Below are 18,362 nucleotides of genomic sequence, written 5' to 3' on the forward strand. Positions count from 1 at the left end.
GGCGAGAATCCGCCTATAGTGCCCCTTGTGCACACCGTCGCCGTCTTGGCCCTCGATCGGGTGGTCGCCTTCGATCTGGCCGTTCCGCTCGAGGTCTTCGGCCGCGCGCGGCTGCCCGACGGCCGCAACCCCTATCGCGTCCGCGTCTGCGGACCGAGCACGGAAGTGGATGCCGGGGCCTTCGCGCTGCGCCCGCCCTGGCCCCTCGACGCCCTGGCCACCGCCGACACCATCATCGTCCCGGGGCGATCGGAAATCGCTGTGCCCGAACCGGAACCGATAGTGCAGGCGCTGCGCGCGGCAGCCCGCCAGGGCGCCCGCATCGCCTCCATCTGCACCGGCGCCTTCACTCTCGCCGAGGCCGGACTCCTCGACGGCCTGGCGGCGACCACACATTGGCTCGCCGCGGATCATCTCGCACGCGCCTATCCCGCCATCGACGTGAAACCCGATGTCCTCTACGTCGACAACGGCGCCATCCTCACCTCGGCGGGCGCCGCCGCGGGACTCGACCTGTGCCTGCACATGGTGCGCCGCGACTTCGGTTCCGCGGTGGCCGCCGACGCCGCCCGCATGGCGGTCATGCCGCTGGAACGCGAAGGCGGGCAAGCCCAATTCGTCGTGCACGACCAGCCGCCCACACCCGCCGGCTCACACCTGGAACTGGTGTGCGCCTGGATCGAGGACCATCTCGACGATGACCTGACCCTCGCCGAGATGGCCGCCCGCGCCGGCATGAGCGAACGCACCTTCAGCCGCCGCTTCCGGGAACAGCTGGGCACCACGCCTTTACAGTGGCTGCTGCGCGCCCGCGTCCGCCGCGCCCAGCACCTACTGGAGAACACCGACCACTCGGTGGACCGGGTCGCCGCCCTCGCCGGATTCGGCTCCCCCACCGCCTTCCGCGACCGATTCAAACGCATCGCCGGTGTGTCCCCGAACAGATACCGGTCCTCGTTCCACGTCCGCTAGCGCTCGTCCGATATTTCGTCGAGCCCGAATCGGCGCCGAACATCGGGTCGTAACAGTAGTTTTCGCGGATACCCGGGGCCGGGGCGCGGCGTGACCGTACCGGCTTCCAGTGGTTGTTTGCAGTGGGAGCACACCACTTCCGCTTGGCCGTCGTGCCCGCAGGTCTCGTGGTGGCCGATGATGGGTGGTCCGGCCTCGCCCGCGAGCCAGCGGTCACCCCAGGTGGTCATGGCGGCGATCACGCCGTAGAAATCCCGGCCGGACTCGGTGAGCAGGTATTCGTGGCGGACGGGCACGGTTTCGTAGACGTGTTTCTCGAGCAGTCCCGCGTCCACGAGGCGGCGTAGTCGTTCGGCGAGGGTATTGCGGGCAATGCCGAGCTCGCGCTGGAACTCGTCGAACCGGCGGACGCCGTAGAAGGCCTCGCGCAATACCAGCGGGGTCCACCAGTCGCCCAGCAGGTCCATGGTCCGGGCCACCGAGCAGGGCCAGTTCGCGAACGAGGTGCGCTTCATGCCGCAATCCTATCGAACAGGGGCTTGTGCTGGTAAGTCTATCTACGCAACTATGGTGGTAGTCGAGAGAAGGAGTCCGCAATGGAGTGGACCGGCCAGGTCTACGCCGATACGCCGACGGTGTCGGCGCAGGCATACATCGAGGCAGCGCCCGAGCGCGTGTGGGACTGTGTGAGCGATATCGGCCTCATGCCCCGGCTCAGTGCCGAGCTGCAAGAGGTCCACTGGCTCGACGAGGCCACCGGGCCCGCGCTCGGCGCCCGGTTCAGCGGCCGCAATGCGCACGAGGCACTGGGTAACTGGGAGACGATCAGCACGGTCGTCGAGTACGACCCGCCGCGCAGCTTCGCCTGGGCGATCGGCGATCCCGAACATCCCTCCAGCACCTGGCGTTTCACGCTGCGCCCCGAAGGCACGGGTACCGTGCTGGAGCAGTGGACCCGGATGGGCCCGGCGCGCTCGGGTCTCAGCTTCGCCATCGACGCCATGCCGGACAAGGAACAGAAGATCGTGTTCGTCCGCCTGCGCGAGTTCGAGACCGGTATCAAGGCCAACCTCGAGGCAATCCGCGAGCTCTTGGAACGGGAGGCGTAATGCGCACCGCCACAACGATCGAAGGCTCCGCGGGCAACTGGCGCGATATCACCGAATTCGTCGTCGAGGCCGAACGTCTCGGCCTCGACGTCTGCTGGGTGGCCGAGGCGTGGGGCACCGACGCCCCGTCACCGCTGGGCTTCCTCGCCGCCCGCACCGAGCGAATCCTGCTGGGTTCGGGCGTGATCCAGCTCGGCACCCGCTCCCCCGTCACCATCGCACAGACCGCCATGACCCTGAACCTGCTGTCCGAGGGCCGATTCCTGCTCGGCCTGGGCGCCTCGGGCCCGCAGGTCATCGAGGGTCTGCACGGAGTCCCCTTCGCGCGTCCGCTGACCCGCATGCGCGAAACCGTGGAGATCATCCGCAGCGTCTTCACCGGTGAGAAGATCACCTACCAGGGCGAGCAATTCACCATCCCGCGCCCTGGCGGCGAGAGCCGGCCGATGCGATTGAGCATCCAGCCCGACAGCGTCCCGATCTACCTCGCCACCCTGTCGCCGAAGATGCTGGAACTGACCGGCGAGATCGCCGACGGCTGGCTGGGCACCAGCTTCGTTCCCGAAGGCGCGCAAGCCTATTTCGACCATCTCGACGCCGGTCTCACCCGCGCCGGCCGCACCCGCGCCGACCTCGACGTCTGCCAGGGCGCGGAGATCAATATCGTCGCCGACGAGGCACAACTGGCCGAGGTCCTGGGCAGCCGCAAGCTGGAATTGGCTTTCTCCTTGGGCGGCATGGGTTCCGGATCCACCAACTACTACAACAATGCCTACAGCCGCCAAGGCTGGGCCGACGTCGCCGCCCAGGTCCATGAGCACTGGCAACGCGGCGACCGGGCAGGCGCCACCGCCCTCATCACCGATGAAATGGTCCTCGCCACCACTCTCATCGGCACCGAAGACATGGTCCGCGACCGCCTCCGCACCTGGCAGGACACCGGCGTCGACACCGTCCGCCTCTACCCCGCCGGCGACACCCTGGCCGCGCGCCTCGACAACCTCGGGCGCGGCATCGATCTGGTCCGCGGACTCACCCCCGCGAATCACCGGTGAGCGCAACCATTTCTTCGGTCTACGGCAGGCTTTGACGGCCGGTCCGGACGCTGGGCCGCTCGGCCAGCTCACGCAATGCGGTGACGTCGCGGTCGAGGTTGCGTTGCAGCATGCGAGCCAGCAATCGCCCGATCGGCCGTTGCATGCCGTGCGGTGTGACATGCAGTTCGAGGTGGACCCGGCACCGCTCGGCGGACAGCGGCGTCACCGTGCGCGTGCCCTGCGCATCGGCGCCGGAGGTGGTTCGCCAAGCCATTCGGGTGCCGGGCTCGACAGCCAGGACCTCACCGACGTTGTGCCACGTTCGCCCGGCGAACCGGAGTTGTTCGAGCGTCCTGGCTCCGGCGGTGACGATGCCGGGCGGGTCGGCGGTCATGGCGACAACGCCGGTGCGCCAGACGGTGTCGTTCGCGTAATCGGCGAGCAATGCCCAGACGATCGAGGCGGGCCGCTCGACTGTCGTCTCGGCGGACAGGTCGAAGGTGGTCACTGCGCCACCTCCAGCGCGGCCAGCAGCACCGGGGTATCGATATAGGCGTCGTAGCCGACGACCCGTCCGGCACGCAGATGCCAGACATGCACCTCGGGGACATCGAACGGGACACCTCCGGACCGGGTGGTACCGGCCGTGCGCCCGATCTGCACGACATCCTCACCGGCGGCGAACAGGTACTCGGAGCTGACCTTGCTGTCGATCGCCGCCAGCAAGGTGGTGAAGAATTCGATCGCGCCCTCGTGGCCGCGATAGATTCCACCCCAAGGCAATTCGGCGGTCTGATGGATTTCGATGCCGGGATCGAACAGACGCGGGATCACGCCGAAGTCGCGAGTGTCGAACGCATGGTAGACCTGCGCGATGATGTCGAGGTTGGTGTGCGACATGGATAGGTTCCTCGCCACGGAGTCGGTGGATATGCCGCCGGTCGGCGACTCGGACGACTATCACGCGCACGCGTTTCAATTCTGCTACAGCCGGCCGCGGCACCGCGCGGCGTCCACCGTCAATCCGTGCGCTGTGCGGCCTCGCCTATCAACGTGACCATTGCGGCCCAGCTCATCCGGCGCCCTTCCGCCTGCGCGGCCCGATGGTTCGCGGCGGACACCAGCCGATCCACCCGGTCGGCGATGGCGGGGTCGGCGAATTGTGCGTAGCGCCGCGGATCCGCACCGACGCGCTCGGAATGGAATTCCGCCGCCGCATGCAGCCGGACCGCTTGCTCCAGCGAGCCCCGCACCACGAGGGCGTAGGCCCCGGCATACATCGCACCCAGCGCATCGGAGATGTTCGACTGCCGCGCGAAGACTTCCAGGGCACGGTCGACGGCGATCAGTGCGGCGGTTCCGTCATCGTCCGGTTCGGCCAGGGTCGACCAGGCCAGCACCACATCGGCCATGCCCTGACACCAGAGGTGGCCGCAGTCGGCACTGAGGTCCCGCGCGGTCCGCAGCCAGTCCATCGCCTCCGTGCGGCGGCCTTCCAGCAACAGCGCGGTGCCCTGCCCGAATTGGGCGCAGCCACGGATCCAATCGGGGGTGGGACCACGGTCTACTTCCGCCATGAGTTGATCCACGGCAGTCCGGGTGGCGAGCGGGTCACCGAGCGCGGTCAAGGCCAGGGCCCGATACATCAAGGCGTACAACCACAATGCGCGCTCGTCCCGCGGGCCGCCGAGCAGCGCCATCGCGGCCTCGGCGCGGGCCAGTGCTTCACCGGGGTTCCCCGCGTGGAACGACACGATCGACAGGGCGAGCAGCCCGTTCGCGCGATCCGGGACCGCGGCGTCCGGCGCGGCGTCGAGTGCGGCACGTATGAGATTGCGGCCATCGGCCAGGACTCCGAGCACACCCCAGGCGAATTGCAGTGCGGCCGTTGTGCGCAACGCAGCGGCGGGGTGGTGGGTGAGGTCGTAGGCGATCCCGGCCCGGATGTTCGGCAGTTCGGCCGCCAGGACGCGGTAGGCGGGTCCGGCACGATGCCCGGTCAGCAGCGCCGATTGGTCGGCGACGAACGTGCGCACCCAGCGGGCGTGGGCGGCCACCGTCGCGTCCGGATCGGCGTCGGTCTCGCGGCAGTATCGGCGGATGGTTTCCAGCAATCGATACCGCGTCGTACCCGAGACGGTGGGATCGGTGGTGATGACCGAGCGGTCGAGCAGCGACGCCAAGGTGGCGAGTACCCCGGTGCCGAGGCCGTCCGGTTGCACCGCGTCGGCGGCGTGCCAGTCGAACCCTCCTTCGAAAGGCCACAGCCGCAACAACATCGCGCGATCGGCCGCCCCGAGATGATCGACGCTCCAGCCGATCGCCGCCTGCAGACTGGCGTGCCGCGACAGCGATCCGCGCGGCGTGGGGCCGAGTACATCGAGCCGGTCGCGAATGTGGGTGGCGATGCCCGTCAGGCCGAAGGCGCGTTCACGTGCGGCAGCCAGCTCGATGGCCAGGGGCAGCCCGTCCACCGTCGCGCAGATCTCACGCGCGGCGTCCCGATCGTCGCCGGTAGGCTGCCAGCCCGGGCGAGCGGACCGCACCCTGTCGATCAGCAGCTCCATCGCGGCGCCGTCGGTGCCGTCCGCGGCGCGGGTCGGCAGTGGCTCGACGACCAGTACCTGTTCGCCGTCGATGCCCAGCGGCTGCCGACCGGTGGCCAGAATGCGCAGGTCCGGGCAGTTCGCGAGCAGCATCATGCTCAGTTCGGCGATCGGCTCGATGAGATGCTCGCAATTGTCGAGTACCAGCAATCCGGGCTGCATGGTCAGCGCCCGGCATACCAGGGGCAGCACGCTTCCGGTGAGATCGACCAGCCCGAGCGCTGCGGCGATCGCGGTCGCCGCGCCGTCGCCGTCATGCACATCGCCCAGCCGCACCAGCCATCGATCCATCGAATCCACTTGCGCCGTACAGTATTCGACTGCCAATCGGGTCTTGCCGACGCCGGCGGGGCCGACCAGGGTGACCATGCGGCGCTCGTTCGAAAGGTTTGCCAGCAAACCCATTTCGTGGCGGCGGCCGACGAATGCCGACAACGGACGACCGATAGACTGCTGCGGCCGGGGCGGGGTGACCGTATGCGAGTGCGGTGATTCCACCAGGAGCAGGCCGGGATCGTGATCGAGCATGCGCCGCTCCAGATCACGCAGCGCCGGGCCCGATTCGACGCCGAGCTCCTCGACCAGAAGCTCCCGTACCCGCCGCAGCTCGGCCAGCGCCTGCGCCTGGCGGCCGCTGCGATAGAGGCCCAGGGCGAGCAACTCCCAGCGACGCTCCCGGAACGGCGCTTCGGTCACCGCCTCGCTCAGGTCCGCTACCGCCGCCGCGGTCTCACCGCAGGCCAGCCGCGCTGCCTGCAGTTCCTCCACCGCGACATCACGCAACTCCCGGAGCCGGGTTCGCTCGGCCGCGGGCCCGTGAGCTTGGGCCTGGTCCAGCTCCGGCCACGGCTCACCTCGCCACAGCTCGAGCGCCTGCTGCAGCAGCCGCCCACCTCGTTCGGCATCGCGGGCGGCCAGCAACCGCACCCCGTCGGTCACCAGACCGGTGAACCTGCCACGATCGGTCCGGTCCGGCGGCACCACCAGAAGATATCCGGACCCGTTCCGCTGCAAAAGCTCTCGACCATCCGGTCCCAGCGCCGAACGCAGCCGTGAGGCGACGACCCGCAACGTACCCAACGACTGCCGCGGACGATCCCCACCCCACACCAACTCCGACAACACCGCATCGGAAACCGGAACACCGACCGTCACCGACAAGGCCGCCAGCAACCGTCGCGGCACCGGCCCACCCAGATCTATGGTGCGGCCGTCCGCTTCAACCTCAATCGGGCCCAGCACCCGAACGAACAGCACCCCGAAAGCCTAACCGGGGAGATACGCGCTTTCGGGTGATCTTGATCGTCCCGGTCGCGGCATGACAGGCTGGCCCGCATGGAGAGCGGACTACTGCCGGTCGCGGTGATCGGGCTGGGTGACATTGCGGAGAAGGCCTACCTGCCGGTGCTGGCGGCCGAGCCGGGACTGGATATCCACCTCATGACCCGCAATCGGGAACGGCTGGATCGCGTCGCGGACCGATACCGGCTGCCGAACCGGCATTCCACGCTGGACAGTGTGCTGAGCGCCGGGGTGCGCGCGGCCTTCGTGCACGCGGCCACCAGCGCGCACGTCGAATTGGTCGAGGCCCTGCTGCACGCGGGGATCGACGTCTACGTCGACAAACCGCTCGACTACACCTTGGCGGGTTCGCGCCGGTTGGTGGAGCTGGCCGAAAGCCGGGAGCGCAGCCTCATGGTCGGCTTCAACCGCCGGTACGCCCCGGCCTATACCGAGGCGGCGCGCCGTGGTGGATCGCTGATCGTGTTGCAGAAGAACCGATTCGGGCAACCGGAGATCGCGCGCACCTTCGTCTACGACGACTTCATCCATGTCGTGGACACGCTGCGATTCCTGGTGCCCGGCAATATCACCGAGGTCCGGACGCATTTTCGCAGGTCTCCCGACAGCGGGGAACTCGAGCACATCGTCCTGCAACTGTCCGGGGACGGCGTCACCGCCCTCGGAATCATGAACAGGTGCAGCGGCATCACCGAGGAGATCCTCGAAATCTCCGGCGGGAACGGCAAATACAAGGTCGTCAACCTCGGCGACAGCATCGAATACTCCGACGGCGCCGCGACCGCGCACCCGCGCGGTGACTGGACTCCGGTCGGCAGCCGGCGCGGCATCCAGCAAGCAGTCGATCACTTCCTCGACGCGGTCCGCACCGGGAAGCGGCTCGACGCCCGGGACGCACTCCGCACCCACGAGATCTGCGAACAGCTCGTCCAGGAAATCGACGGCTGAGGCGTTCACGAAACGTTCACGATCGCCCCGGCATGCTCGCTTCTCGCAAGCACACAACGGGAAATCGGGAGTATCCAAAATGCGTAAGTTCCTGCCCAGCGCCCTCGCCGCGGTCGCCGTCACCACCGCGCTGCTGACCCTGCCGACGGGCACCGCGGCAGCTCAGTCGACCGCATGCAGCACCGCCGTGGACCTCATCAACGCCGCGAACACCGCGAACAATGGAACCCTGGACGACGCGGCTCAGAAGGATCTCGCCAACAAGCTGCTCGCGGTCAACGCCAGCGGCCCGGACCGGGACGCCATCACGGCCTTCGCGAAAAGCCTGCTGGACGACAATGTGACCGACATGAACGCGGCGATCGCCAAGTTCAACACCGCATGCGCGTAGCCCGCCCTGCTGCGCCTGACCAGAATCCGAGCCGAACCTGCTTCTCAGCCGTGGTGGCGGCGGTAGGCGGCGGCCGCGCCGGGGTGTAAGGGGACCGTGCCGGTGCCGATGAGGGAGCGGGCGTCGAGGAATTGGGTGCCTGCGGCCTCGGCGGGGACGAGGGCATCGGGGTGGGTGAGGAGGACTTCGGTGAGGGTGGTGACGGTGGGGTCGGGGAGGGTGGGGGCGGCGACGAGGAGGTTGGCGACGCCGATGGTGTGGACGGCCGGGGCGCCGGGGTAGGTGCCGGCGGGGATGAGGACCGGGTCGTAGAGGTAGCCGAAGCGGTCGCGCATGGTCGCGGCGAGGGGGTCCAGGTCCAGTAGGCGCAGCGATTCGAGGGCGGCGGTGGGGACTCCGCCCGCCCACAGGAGCGCATCGAGGCGGCCTTCGGTGACCGCGGTGACCGCTTCGCGTAGTGGCAGGTGGGTGCGGGTGACGTCGGTGGGTGCGAGATCGGCTGCGGCGAGCAGTTTTTCGCCGATCCCGGCGGCGCCCGAGCCGGCCGCGCCGAGATTGATGCGGGCGCCGCGCAGGTCGCTCACCGAGTGGCGGGGGCCGGCGGGGGCCACCGCGAGTTGCAGGTAGTTCTCGTAGACGCGGCCGATCGCCGGGGGACGGTCGGGGTCCTCGGCGAGCGAATCGGCCAGTACCAGTGCGGTATCGGCGGCGCCGCGGGACAGCATGGCCAAGTTGTCCACCGATCCAGCCGTCTCGATCACGTCGATGTGCAGGCCGGATGCGGCCGCCGCGCGGGCCAGCAACAGCGCGAAGGCGTGATAGAAGCCGCCCGCCTCGCCCGCCGCGAGCCGGACCGTGGTGTCACCGCTCCCCCGCCCGCACCCGACTGCGCCCGCAGGCAGCGCCAGCCCGGCGACGAGTACGGCGGCGCCGCGCAGCAGATTCCGGCGCGAGCAGCGACAGGAGCGGTGCGGCACGTCGAGCACGAAGTCCTGCCCGTCGCGGCGGCCGGTCACGAAGCATCCCATGACAACGGGGCAGGTATATCTGCCGCGGGCAGCCGGATGATGACCGCCAAGCCCTGCGGGGCAACGGCTTCCACGGCGAGGCTGCCGTGGCGGGCGTTCACCAGGGCCGCAGCGATAGGCAGGCCCAGCCCGGAACCGCCGACATCGGCGGCCGACGCGCCGCGGAAGAAGCGGGTGGTGAGTTGATCGAGTTCGCCCGGGGCGACGCCGGTTCCATTGTCCGCGATGGTGAGGATGACCTCCCCGGAGCTGGCGGTGACGGTGATGCGGGTGGCGGCGGCAGGCCCGGCATAGCGGCAGGCGTTGCTCAGCGGCACGTCCAGGATTTGAGCCAGGGCGTCGGCGGAGATGGCGGCCTCGGCGCGCGGGTTCCCCGATGACGGCGCGTTCGGGCCGGACCGGCCGGCGTCGTGGGCGCCCGCCGCAGTTACCGGGGGCGGGTAGTCCGCGACCTGGATGAGGGTCATACCTGCGGCTTCGAAGGCGTTGCGCCAGGCATCGATTCGATCCTTGACGACCTGCACCGCATCGCAGTGTTCGCCCGCCGGGACCGTGGCCGGGTCGAAGTCGGTGCCTTCGGCGACGGCGAGGGTGAGCAGCCCATCGAGCAGCCCGGTGAGCCGCTCCACCTCCCGGGTCGCACCCCGGAAGGTCGGCGCGGCCCGCTCGGGGATGGCGGGTTCGAGTGAGTCGAGTCGAATGGTCAAGGCGGCCAGCGGGTTTCGCATGGCGTGCGCGGTGTCGTCGACGAGGCGGCGTTGCGCGAGCGCGGAATCGCGCACGGCCGCGGCCATGGAGTCGAAGGATTCGGCCACCGCGCGCAGTTCCGCGGGTCCGCCGTGGCGGCGCGTGACCGGCGTGCCACCGCGCGGTTTGGGCAGGGTGGCGGTGAGTTCGGCGACCGCGCCGGACAATCCGGCCAGTGGCCGCAGCACCCACCGCGACAACACCAGCGCGAGTGCGGTGAACACGGCCATGGCGACCAGTGCCCCGACCGCGACGATCGTCCACACCCCGGTGATATCGCTGCGTGCCGCAGCAGTGGAAGCGGTGATCAGGACCGCACCCTGGACATGCGTGTCCGAGCCGACCGGGCGGGCGATGAGCACCGTGTGCGGACTCCACGGCAGCAGCCGCGTCACCGGCGCGGGACGTTGATTCCGGCGCGCCGCGGCCAGCGCGGCGGCCACGGCCGTATCGGCGGTGTCGACGCCCGCATTGACGATCGGGGTCCCGCGCGCATCGACCAGCAGCACCGATTCGCCGTACAGGTCGCGATAGCGGTCGACCTCCACACTCAGCGCACGATTGTCACCGAGCCGGTCGGCGGTGACCGCGAGGCCGGCGAAGCGGTCGGCGTCGCCGGTGCGAGCCAGCACGAATTGCTGGGTGCGGCTGGTGGCGGCGGTCAGGCACAGCGGCACCGCGAAGGCGAAGACGGCCAGGGTGGAGAACACGGTCAAGGCAATGAGCAGGCGGCGGCGCATGCGGTCAGGTACCCCACCGGTAGCCGTAGCCACGGATGGTGGTGATCAGTCCGGGCCGGTCGAGTTTGGCGCGCAGCCCGGTCATGTGCACATCCAGCGATCGCGATACCGCCACGAACGCGTCACCCCAGATCCGGTCCATCAGCTGCTGGCGGCTCACCGCCGCCCCGGGTCGTTCCACCAGTACCCGTACCAGCTCGAATTCCTTTGGTGTGAGCGGTATCTCGACTCCGCCGACATCGACGCGGCGGGCAGCCAGATCGACCAGGACGTCCCCGGTGTGCACCGTATGCGCCGTGGTGGCCGGTGCGGGTGGGGTGGCGCGGCGGGTGACGTTCTCGATGCGGGCGAGCAGTTCGGCGATGCGCGGCGGTTTGACCACGTAGTCGTCGGCGCCGCCGCGCAGTCCGCGCACGATGGAGCGTTCGTCGCTGCGTGCGGTCAGGATGACCACCGGCACCGTGCTGACCTCGCGCAGCCGCCGCAAAACGGTCAGCCCGTCCGCGTCGGGCAGTCCGAGGTCCAGGACGACGGCATCGAAGCCGCGGTGCGCGGTCAGCAGATCGGCGCCGCGGCGCATCCGCACCGCGTGATGTCCCCGGACCCCGAACGCCTCGATCAGGGCATCACCTACTCCGTCGTCATCCTCGACCACTGCCAACCGCATGAGGGCGATTCTCTCCTGCATAGGAAACCGACTGGTTCTCGGGCTGGCCCGGGTCGGTATCGGCGGCCTCGGCATCGATGGTGGAGTCGGCGGAGGTTTCGCGCATGAAGAAGTAGGTGAGCAGCGAAACCAGCACGCACGCCGAGACGTACCAGAAGTACACCGATTCGTGCCCGGCCTTCTTCAGGGCGAGGGCGATCATCTCCGCGGTGCCGCCGAAGATGGCAACGGTGAGCGCATAGGGCAGGCCGACACCGAGAGCTCGGATGCGGGTGGGGAACAGTTCGGCCTTCACGATCGCATTGATGGAGGTGTAGCCGGTGATGATGACCAGCGCCGCCAGCATCAGCGCGAACGCCGCGTAGGGGTTTCGGGTGTCACCGAGCATTGTCATGATCGGGACGGTGCACAGCGTGCCCGCCACCCCGAATCCGATCAGCAACTTGCGCCGGCCGATCCGATCGGAGAGCGCACCCGCGATCGGTTGCAACACCACGAACACCAGCAACGCCACGAAGTTGATCCACGCCACCGTCGACTTCGAAATGCCGGAGGTGTTGACCATGTATTTCTGCATATAGGTGGTGTAGGTGTAGAACGCCACCGTGCCGCCGATGGTCAGACCCACCACCAGCAGGCATTCACGCGGATACGCCAGCAGCGCCCGCAACGAACCGTGACTCGAGTTCGATTGCGCCGCACCGGATTCACTGCGGAACGAGGCGGATTCATCCATACCGCGGCGCAACCACATCACGATCAGCGCCCCGGCCGCGCCGATCAGGAACGGAATCCGCCACCCCCACATCGACATCTGCGCCGAGCTCAGCACCTGCTGCAACACGATCTGCACCCCGAGCGCGATCAACTGCCCCGCGACCAGCGTCACATACTGGAAGCTGGAGTAGAACCCACGCCGCCCCGCCGAAGCCACCTCCGAGAGATACGTTGCGCTGGTGGCATATTCACCACCCACCGACAACCCCTGCAGCAGTCGCGCCAGCAGCAGGATCACCGGCGCCGCCAACCCGATCGAGGCATAACTCGGAGTCACCGCGATCAACAACGATCCGGCCGCCATCACCGTCACCGACAGCGTCAGCGCCGACCGCCGCCCGAACCGATCAGCGTAACGTCCCAGCGCCCACCCACCGATCGGTCGCATCAGGAATCCGACCGCGAATACTGCCGCGGTAGACAACAATTGCGCCGTGGCATCCCCATCGGGAAAGAAGGTCTTGGCGAAATACACACTGAATGCCGCATAGACATACCAGTCGTACCACTCGACGAGGTTGCCGATCGAGCCACGCAACACATTCGCGATGACCCGGCCCTCACCGGCCGGCGCTGTCCAACTCACGGGGTTCTCCTTACTGCTGCGAATGCCCCATCGCATTCGCCCCCCACTGTGTCGGCCGACACACCCCATACAGAAGAGCCACCGCGTTTTCCTAACCATCCCTTAGGACGATCGCGACCCCACCACAGCAGGAGCAGGCGAGGCGCCCGTAGCCTCGCCGAATCACAACGCCCCCGTGACCGGGCCCGGCGTCGGCGGCTTGGTCTCCACCGATCTACCGGAAGTTGCGAACGACGACGGGCACGACCTCGCGCTCACTACCGGGGGGCTGACGATTCACCGAATACACCAGCTATCAGCCGATTCCGGCTGGAAGCGGAAATCAGCGTCGCCTCGTGGTGCGCCAGGTCCCGGAATCGACTTGCCGGAAACCCGACGGCACGGTGTGATGGGGAAGCTTCCAGGTGGGGGATGGGATCCTGATGGCGTTTCGATGAAACCGCCTGTCCGACCGGAAGCTTCACTATTGGGGGAGTGCGCACACTCCGTCGATGAAGGGTTGTGAGTTGGCTGTCATTATCGGGATCTTGGTCGTCGTCGCACTGTTGATAGTGGCCAGCGTGGTGGTGGAAAAGTCCTCCACCTTCAAACACCAACAAGCCGTGACCGCCAAGGTGGGAGGCTCGCCCGGGTGGCCGACACCGACATGGGAATCCGACCACAAGCCATTGGGTTTGGGCCCGTATCACCTCAACGGCGGAAAGAACACGGTGCCGGTGCACGGCCAGGTGGAAGTCCCCGGCGTGGATACCACGCTGCCGTTCGTGACCTACCGCAGCCACACCTCCCAAACCCAGGAAGGCTGGACCTCGCGCACCACCCGGACCTGGACCTACACCTCTATCGCGATTCCCGCGCTGAACAGCGCGATCGCCGATATGGAGGTGGTTTCCACGGCGCACACCACCGCCGGCGATCCGGTCTGGAAACCGATGTGGGAAGGTATTTCGTTCGCCGATCAGCTCTTCCCCACCGGCGCGGGCCAATTCGGCGAGTTCTACACCGTGTATTCCCCCCGTCACCGCGACGTGGCCGCAATTCTGACCGACCGAGTACGCGGCTCGATGCTGCAGCTGTACAAATATGGCGCCGCCCCACGAATCCGTATCAAGGGCGGAGTCCTGTTCGCATGGGTACACCAGCCCCACGGCACGGAAACCCGCAACACCGACCAATTCCAGAACCTGTTGTCCGCGGCAGCGATCCTGGTCTTCTGGCTGAATGCAGCCGCCGCACGCCCTGTCGACGCCGGCGGCCGCTGAGCACGGTGGGCGACCGGCCGATGACCCCGAACGACCAGCGTCAGCGCGAGTTCGGGAGGTAGTTGCGCCCGACCGGTCCCGACCACCCGGTTCTGGCAGACTCGCCGGAGTGAGCGAAGACGTTGCCGCCCAGGCGGATACACCGGCACCGCGCCGTAGCCGGTGGCAGCAGTTCGGCGGTGTCGTGCTGCTGATAGCCGGCGCGATGGCCACCGGGCTCGGGTATTACATGCCGCTGGCCACCGTCAACGACGGCCGCCGCGACACCTATTCACTGGCCGACACCGCCCACTACGGCACGCCAGGGGTCTCACTCGTCGGTGGCGGTGCCCCCCTGCTGGGCTTGCTCACCGTGGTGGTGATCGTGGTGGGTGAGACCCGAGCCCGCTTGATGGGCATACTCGCGCTGGCGATCGCCGAAGCGATCGGGATGGCCGTGGTGGCCACTATCGGGGTGTGCATGCTGCCCGTCGCACGCGGCTACCACTACGAGGACGCGGTGTCGTTCGGTCCGGCACTGCTGGTGCTGGTCATTGCGACCGCGGCGGCGCTCACCGGCGCGATCTGGTGGTCACTGCAGACCTGGACAGGCGAATTCCTGGTGTGATCACCGCGTGAGCGCTGGCGACGGTGCCAGCCAGGCCCGCAGGGCCGGGCGCGCCAACAAGAACACCGCGAGCACCTGCAGGACGAAAGCACCCACGGCCAGCGGAAGCACCTGGACCGGCAGCAGCGCCACCGCGACCCACGCGCCGACGATATTCCAATCGATACCCCAGCTGCGCACCACCGGATCACCCGGACTCAGCCAGTTGTAGGCGTCCAGACCCAGACCCAACACCAGCAATGCCCCCGCGATCGCGAGGACAAGAACGAACACGACCACAGTCGGCGGATTCGGCGACGGTGTAACCGATTGATAGACACGCTGATTCGACGGCCTGTTCATGATCCCCTCCCAAAGCCTTCCCGAAAGCTCTACTCACAGTAGTGAACTCCGCCCCCGATTCCGACACCAAGGTCGGTCAGGTGCGAACCCGCCGCAACCGGCCCGGCGCGCACGGTGGGAAGCTGGGCATCAGTGGGAGAGGTCGCCTGTTTGCAGGAAGTGTTCCAGTCGAAGGGAATACGGGGTTGGGTCGATGTTCTGGTCGGCGAGCCAGGCTTCGGAGTAGTACTTGTCGAGGTAGCGCTCGCCTGGGTCGCAGAGGAGGGTGACGACGCTGCCGTGGCGGCCCTGGGCGAGCATTTCGGCGATGAGGCGGAATGCTGCCCAGACGCCGGTGCCGGTGGAGGCGCCGCATTTGCGGCCCAGGAGGCGTTCGAGCAGGTGGATGGTGGCGACCGAGGCGGCGTCGGGGACGCGCATCATGCGGTCGACGGAGCCGGGGATGAAGCTGGGTTCGACGCGTTGGCGGCCGATGCCCTCGATGCGGGAACCGTTGTCGGAGCTGGCGTTCCGGTCGGCGTCGCGCCAGCCGGCGAGGAAGGCCGAGTTTTCGGGGTCGGCGACGCAGATGCCGGTGTTGCGCATGGTGTAGTGCACGTAGCGGGCGATGGTGGCCGAGGTGCCGCCGGTGCCGGCGGTCGCGACGATCCATGCGGGTTCGGGGTAACGCTCCTGGTCCAGCTGGCGGAAGATGGATTCGGCGATATTGTTGTTGCCGCGCCAGTCGGTGGCGCGTTCGGCGTAGGTGAACTGGTCCATGTAGTGGCCGCCCTGCTCGTCGGCCAGGCGTGCGGCCACCTCGTATACCTCGCACGGGTTGTCGACCAGATGACATCGGCCGCCGTGGAATTCGATCAGGTCGATCTTGGACTGCACGGTGGAACGCGCCATGACCGCGATGAACGGCACCCCGATGAGCTTGGCGAAGTACGCCTCCGATACCGCCGTCGAACCGCTCGACGCCTCGATGACCGGACGTCCCGGCCGCAGCCAGCCATTGCACAGCGCGTACAGGAACAGCGAGCGCGCCAGCCGGTGCTTGAGACTGCCGGTGGGATGGGTGGATTCGTCCTTGAGGTAGAGGTCGATGCCCCACTCCGGCGGCAGCGGAATCGTCAGCAGATGGGTGTCCGCTGACCGGTTGCCGTCGGCCTGCACCTTGCGCACGGCCTCGCGCAACCACGCGCGGTACTCGGGGTCGTAACGGTCGATATCGGTCTCATCGACGACGGGCAGGTCGGACGCCGTGGTCATTTCGTTTCCCTCCAATTCATCGGAATTCAAACCTATCCGATGCATAGGCCCAGGAAATGTGACCTCGGGCGGTTGACCCCAACAGTCTCTAATGGGGGCTGAAACTATCGATAATGGGTGCACACCCGGCTAGCGTGCGGCGGCGGCCTCGATCAGCGGGGCGGTTGCCCGCAATTGGCGGATGACCGCGTCCACCGCGGGCACCGCCTCCAGTTTGGGCAGCGTCACCGCCAAGATGCGGCGCTCCATCGCGGGTTCCAGGGGCAGGGAACGCACCACCCCGGCGGCCGGGAGACCCGAAATGGCCAGTTCGGTTGCCAGCGCCACGCCCAGCCCCTCCGCGACCAGACCGACGACGGCTGCGAAATTCTCTGTCGTGTAATCGATTTCGGGGTGGAAGTCGGCTTCCTTGCACACGTCGATGAGATGGGCGCGGCACTGTGGGCAGCCGGCGATCCACCGCTCCCCCGCCAGTTCGGCGAGGTTCAACGGCTGGGTGCGCGCGGTGCCCGCCAGGCGGTGGCGCGGGGGCAGCAGGACGCGCAGCCGCTCGGTGAAGAGGGTGTGCACACTCAGGTCGGCGTAGTCGGGACTGCCTACCTCACCGGCGCTTTCCCCGTCGGGTACCCGGCCGGCGGGATAGTCGAAGACCAGGGCGATCTCGCATTCGCCGGTGCGCAGCATGCTCACCGCTTCCGGCGGTTCGGCCTCGATCAACGTCACGCGCAGTTTCGGTTGTGCCGCTTGCACTCCCGCGATGGTCTTGGGCAGCAGCAACGAATACGCGCTGGGGAAGGCCGCGATTCGCACCCGCCCGGCACGGAGTTCGGTGAGGGCGCGAATCTCGGCCTCGGCCGCGTCCATGGTCCCGAGAATGGTGGCGGCGTAACGGGACAGCGCGTCACCGGCCTCGGTGAGCTGCAGCTGATTGCCGGAGCGCATGACCAGCGCTGTGCCCAGCGTCCGTTCCATGGCCTTGATCTGCTGGCTGATCGCGGGCTGGGTGTAGCCGAGATTGCGGGCGGCGGCGGAGAACGAGCCGCTGCGCGCCACCGCCCGGAAGATCTTCAGCTGCCTGATCTCCAGCATGCGACCATCCTAGTCACGGCAACCGCGCGGCAATTCCACCCAGTATCCGGGCAGAGGGTGAGCCGCGATCGGCGGTGATGAACACGACCTGCTGGTCATCGTCGGGAACGGTGAGCACATCGCAATTGATGTGCAGGGTGCCGTAGACCGGATGGACCGCCGTCTTGACCCGATGTCCGGGCGCTCGCACCGGATTCGTATCCCAGATCTCGGTGAACTCCGCACTACCGGAACGCAACTCGCCCAGCAGGCCGGTCAGCCCGACATCGCGGGGATAGCGATCGGCGGCGGCGCGCAATCGGGCGACCACGATCTCACCGAATTCCTCGAAGCCACTGCCCGCCGCGACGGCATCGCCGCCGCTGATCTCGCCACGCAGGAACCGGCGCCGCGCCAGATTCGGCCGCGGCCCGAGATCGCCGAGCAGCGCCCGCGCCATCGGGTTGCATGCGAGCACGTCATAGGCCGCACTGGTCACCAGCACACCGGTCTCGGGCAGCCGCTCGAGCAGGGCGGTGATATGCGGTCGCACCCCGCGTGCGGGCCCGGCCGGGGCCGCGGGCACCACATTCGCCAGCCGGAACAGGTGGCGGCGTTCGGCCTCCGGCAGCCGCAGCGCGGTCGCGATACCGGTGAGCACGGCCGCCGACGGGCGCGGGCCGCGGGCCTGCTCGAGCCGGGCGTAGTAATCGACCGAGACGGCGGCCCGCTCGGCGACCTCTTCGCGCCGCAGACCCGGTGTGCGGCGGCGGCCGGCGGGCACTCCGAAATCGGCCGGGTGCAGTGCTTCGCGCCGCTCCCGCAGGAAGCGGGCCAATTCGTCCCTAGCCATGAGCAACCTCCGTAGCCAGGTATCGTCGAGTCCTGGATCGTGCCGTCCGTGCGGAGAATGGTCGAT

The 18,362-nt window shown here is 68.1% G+C and carries 19 protein-coding genes; 7 read left to right on the forward strand and 12 right to left on the reverse strand.

What is annotated here, in order from left to right; all coding sequences use genetic code 11:
- Positions 1–27: 27 nt before the first annotated feature.
- Positions 28–972, forward strand: a complete 945-nt coding sequence (locus ACIP5Y_RS47300) for a GlxA family transcriptional regulator (RefSeq protein ID WP_400360393.1) — start codon at positions 28–30, stop codon at positions 970–972.
- Here ACIP5Y_RS47300 and ACIP5Y_RS47305 read toward each other — a convergent pair.
- Positions 969–1,487, reverse strand: a complete 519-nt coding sequence (locus tag ACIP5Y_RS47305) for a winged helix-turn-helix transcriptional regulator (RefSeq protein ID WP_400360394.1) — start codon at positions 1,485–1,487, stop codon at positions 969–971. The genes ACIP5Y_RS47300 and ACIP5Y_RS47305 overlap by 4 nt on opposite strands.
- A gap of 81 nt (positions 1,488–1,568) precedes the next feature.
- Here ACIP5Y_RS47305 and ACIP5Y_RS47310 point away from each other — a divergent pair, with 81 nt between their 5' ends.
- Complete coding sequence (locus ACIP5Y_RS47310; protein WP_400360395.1) at positions 1,569–2,081, forward strand: SRPBCC family protein; 513 nt, start codon at positions 1,569–1,571, stop codon at positions 2,079–2,081.
- Positions 2,081–3,136, forward strand: coding sequence for an LLM class flavin-dependent oxidoreductase (locus tag ACIP5Y_RS47315; protein WP_400360396.1), 1,056 nt, complete (start codon positions 2,081–2,083; stop codon positions 3,134–3,136). Before ACIP5Y_RS47310 ends, ACIP5Y_RS47315 begins: the two co-directional genes overlap by 1 nt.
- 19 nt (positions 3,137–3,155) lie before the next feature.
- Here the strand turns inward: ACIP5Y_RS47315 and ACIP5Y_RS47320 are convergent, their stop codons facing one another.
- The 3 genes from ACIP5Y_RS47320 to ACIP5Y_RS47330 all read right to left on the reverse strand — a co-directional run bounded on the left by ACIP5Y_RS47320 (position 3,156) and on the right by ACIP5Y_RS47330 (position 6,981).
- Positions 3,156–3,626, reverse strand: a complete 471-nt coding sequence (locus ACIP5Y_RS47320) for an SRPBCC family protein (RefSeq protein WP_400360397.1) — start codon at positions 3,624–3,626, stop codon at positions 3,156–3,158.
- Positions 3,623–4,018 (reverse strand): nuclear transport factor 2 family protein, encoded by a 396-nt coding sequence (locus tag ACIP5Y_RS47325; protein ID WP_400360398.1) that lies wholly within the window; start codon positions 4,016–4,018, stop codon positions 3,623–3,625. The genes ACIP5Y_RS47320 and ACIP5Y_RS47325 overlap by 4 nt, the downstream gene beginning before the upstream one ends.
- 119 nt (positions 4,019–4,137) lie before the next feature.
- Positions 4,138–6,981, reverse strand: a complete 2,844-nt coding sequence (locus ACIP5Y_RS47330) for a BTAD domain-containing putative transcriptional regulator (RefSeq protein ID WP_400360399.1) — start codon at positions 6,979–6,981, stop codon at positions 4,138–4,140.
- Between the two features lie 78 nt (positions 6,982–7,059).
- On the opposite strand from ACIP5Y_RS47330, the gene ACIP5Y_RS47335 reads away from it, so the two are divergent.
- The gene (locus ACIP5Y_RS47335) at positions 7,060–7,974 is read left to right on the forward strand and encodes a Gfo/Idh/MocA family protein (RefSeq protein WP_400360400.1); all 915 of its coding nucleotides are present in this window, start codon (positions 7,060–7,062) and stop codon (positions 7,972–7,974) included.
- Between the two features lie 79 nt (positions 7,975–8,053).
- Complete coding sequence (locus ACIP5Y_RS47340) at positions 8,054–8,365, forward strand: hypothetical protein (protein ID WP_400360401.1); 312 nt, start codon at positions 8,054–8,056, stop codon at positions 8,363–8,365.
- Between the two features lie 44 nt (positions 8,366–8,409).
- Here the strand turns inward: ACIP5Y_RS47340 and ACIP5Y_RS47345 are convergent, their stop codons facing one another.
- The 4 genes from ACIP5Y_RS47345 to ACIP5Y_RS47360 are packed head-to-tail and all read right to left on the reverse strand — an operon-like array spanning position 8,410 to position 12,946.
- Positions 8,410–9,342: a TAXI family TRAP transporter solute-binding subunit gene (locus ACIP5Y_RS47345; protein ID WP_400360497.1), complete on the reverse strand. Its 933-nt coding sequence runs from the start codon at positions 9,340–9,342 to the stop codon at positions 8,410–8,412.
- A 35-nt stretch (positions 9,343–9,377) separates the two neighbouring features.
- Positions 9,378–10,880, reverse strand: coding sequence for a sensor histidine kinase (locus tag ACIP5Y_RS47350; protein WP_400360402.1), 1,503 nt, complete (start codon positions 10,878–10,880; stop codon positions 9,378–9,380).
- 4 nt (positions 10,881–10,884) lie between these two features.
- Entirely contained in the window at positions 10,885–11,547 is a 663-nt protein-coding gene (locus tag ACIP5Y_RS47355; protein WP_400360403.1) for a response regulator transcription factor, read from the reverse strand.
- Entirely contained in the window at positions 11,522–12,946 is a 1,425-nt protein-coding gene (locus ACIP5Y_RS47360; protein WP_400360404.1) for an MFS transporter, read from the reverse strand. The genes ACIP5Y_RS47355 and ACIP5Y_RS47360 overlap by 26 nt, the downstream gene beginning before the upstream one ends.
- A 491-nt stretch (positions 12,947–13,437) precedes the next feature.
- On the opposite strand from ACIP5Y_RS47360, the gene ACIP5Y_RS47365 reads away from it, so the two are divergent.
- Together ACIP5Y_RS47365 and ACIP5Y_RS47370 are read left to right on the forward strand one after the other, a co-directional pair.
- Entirely contained in the window at positions 13,438–14,172 is a 735-nt protein-coding gene (locus ACIP5Y_RS47365) for a hypothetical protein (RefSeq protein ID WP_400360405.1), read from the forward strand.
- A gap of 109 nt (positions 14,173–14,281) precedes the next feature.
- Complete coding sequence (locus tag ACIP5Y_RS47370) at positions 14,282–14,779, forward strand: hypothetical protein (protein ID WP_400360406.1); 498 nt, start codon at positions 14,282–14,284, stop codon at positions 14,777–14,779.
- Here the strand turns inward: ACIP5Y_RS47370 and ACIP5Y_RS47375 are convergent, their stop codons facing one another.
- The 4 genes from ACIP5Y_RS47375 to ACIP5Y_RS47390 form a co-directional block, all read right to left on the reverse strand.
- Positions 14,780–15,052 carry a hypothetical protein gene (locus ACIP5Y_RS47375; RefSeq protein ID WP_400360407.1) on the reverse strand — a complete coding sequence of 91 codons (273 nt, stop codon included), beginning with the start codon at positions 15,050–15,052 and terminating at the stop codon, positions 14,780–14,782.
- A 198-nt stretch (positions 15,053–15,250) separates the two neighbouring features.
- Complete coding sequence (locus ACIP5Y_RS47380; protein ID WP_400360408.1) at positions 15,251–16,375, reverse strand: PLP-dependent cysteine synthase family protein; 1,125 nt, start codon at positions 16,373–16,375, stop codon at positions 15,251–15,253.
- A gap of 129 nt (positions 16,376–16,504) precedes the next feature.
- Positions 16,505–17,464 carry a LysR family transcriptional regulator gene (locus ACIP5Y_RS47385; protein WP_400360409.1) on the reverse strand — a complete coding sequence of 320 codons (960 nt, stop codon included), beginning with the start codon at positions 17,462–17,464 and terminating at the stop codon, positions 16,505–16,507.
- A 13-nt stretch (positions 17,465–17,477) separates the two neighbouring features.
- Complete coding sequence (locus tag ACIP5Y_RS47390) at positions 17,478–18,296, reverse strand: helix-turn-helix transcriptional regulator (protein ID WP_400360410.1); 819 nt, start codon at positions 18,294–18,296, stop codon at positions 17,478–17,480.
- Positions 18,297–18,362: the final 66 nt, after the last annotated feature.

Origin of the sequence: Nocardia sp. NPDC088792 (assembly GCF_044750615.1) — a bacterium.
Lineage (GTDB): Bacteria > Actinomycetota > Actinomycetes > Mycobacteriales > Mycobacteriaceae > Nocardia.